At 68.9% G+C, this 1,392-nt stretch carries 2 protein-coding genes; both read left to right on the top strand.

The features are described 5' to 3' along the window. A partial coding sequence (locus IEZ15_RS43950; protein WP_444545169.1) for a Mu transposase domain-containing protein occupies positions 1–471 on the top strand: 471 nt, incomplete at its 5' end. Beyond that, complete coding sequence (gene istB, locus IEZ15_RS43945) at positions 471–1,319, top strand: IS21-like element helper ATPase IstB (RefSeq protein WP_229846609.1); 849 nt, start codon at positions 471–473, stop codon at positions 1,317–1,319. The genes IEZ15_RS43950 and istB, both read left to right, overlap by 1 nt. The last annotated feature ends 73 nt before the right edge of the window (positions 1,320–1,392 follow it).

The raw sequence follows: 1,392 nt of genomic DNA, 5'->3' as shown, positions 1-1,392 counted from the left end.
CGCACCCTGCAGACCCGCCCCGTCGAGCGGTGGGAGGCCGACCGGGCCGGGATGCTCTCCCTGCCGCCCGTCGACCCGCCCGCCTGGTGGCGGCTGCAGACACGGATCGGCCGCGACCACTACGTCCGCGTCGACACCTGCGACTACTCCGTGCACCCCGCCGCGATCGGACGCACCGTCACCGTGCTGTGTGACAACGACGAGATCACTGTCCTCGCCCCCAGCGGCGAAATCGTCGCCCAGCACCCGCGCTGCTGGGCCCGCCACCAGACCATCACCGACCCCGACCACGCTGCCGCGGGCAAGGTGATGCGAGGTGAGGTGCACCACCAGCAGGCCGCCCGTGCCAAAGCCGCCCGAACAGCCCAGACCGCCCCAGGCCCGCTCATCGAGGTCGAGCAACGCGAACTGGGCACCTATGACCGGCTGTTCACGGTCATCGAAGGCGGCAAGGGCAGGGAGGCCGGCTGATGCCCCGCACCACCGCCGTCCTCGACAACGCCACCAGCGAGATCACCACCACGCCGGCCGCGGGCCGCAGGACCGGCTCCCAGACCGCAGCCGACCTCGCCTTCCTCGCGCGGGCAATGAAGGCCCCGGCCCTGCTGGATGCCGCTGACCGTCTCGCCGAGCGAGCCCGCAAGGAGTCCTGGACCCATGCCGAGTACCTCGTCGCCTGCCTGCAGCGCGAAGTGTCCGCCCGCGAGTCTCACGGCGGTGAAGCACGGGTGCGGTCCGCCCGCTTCCCCGCGATCAAGACCATTGAGGAGCTGGACGTCACCCATCTGCGCGGGATGACGCGCCAACAGCTCGCACATCTGGGAACATTGGACTTCATCGCGGGGAAAGAGAACGCCGTTTTCCTGGGACCGCCGGGCACCGGGAAGACACACCTGGCGATCGGGCTCGCGGTCCGCGCCTGCCAGGCCGGACACCGCGTCGCGTTCGCCACCGCCGCCGAATGGGTCGACCGCCTGGCCGCCGCCCACCACACCGGCCGCCTCCAGGCCGAGCTCACCAAGCTCAGCCGCTACCCGCTCATCGTGGTGGACGAAGTCGGCTACATCCCCTTCGAAGCCGAAGCCGCGAACCTGTTCTTCCAGCTGATCTCGAACAGATACGAACGCGCGTCCGTGATCGTCACCAGCAACAAACCCTTCGGACGCTGGGGAGAAGTCTTCGGAGACGAGACCGTGGCCGCCGCCATGATCGACCGCCTCGTCCACCACGCCGAGGTCCACTCTCTCAAGGGCGACTCGTTCCGCATGCGAGGACGTGAACTCGGACGCGTCCCCACCGCCACCACCGACAACGACTGAACCAACCAAACCGAAGACACCTGGGTCAGATTTCAACCGGCCAGAGTGGGTCCAAGTTCAGCCGCCGCCGACA

This window comes from Streptomyces atratus, assembly GCF_014648655.1.
GTDB lineage: Bacteria > Actinomycetota > Actinomycetes > Streptomycetales > Streptomycetaceae > Streptomyces > Streptomyces atratus.
The sequence above is the reverse complement of the archived record's forward strand: the minus strand, read 5'-3'. Positions and strand labels throughout refer to the sequence as shown.

What these genes read in the sequence shown, in the direction of transcription:
- istB (WP_229846609.1), top strand. Translation starts at nt 471, where the DNA reads ATGCCCCGCACCACCGCCGTCCTCGACAACGCCACCAGCGAGATCACC.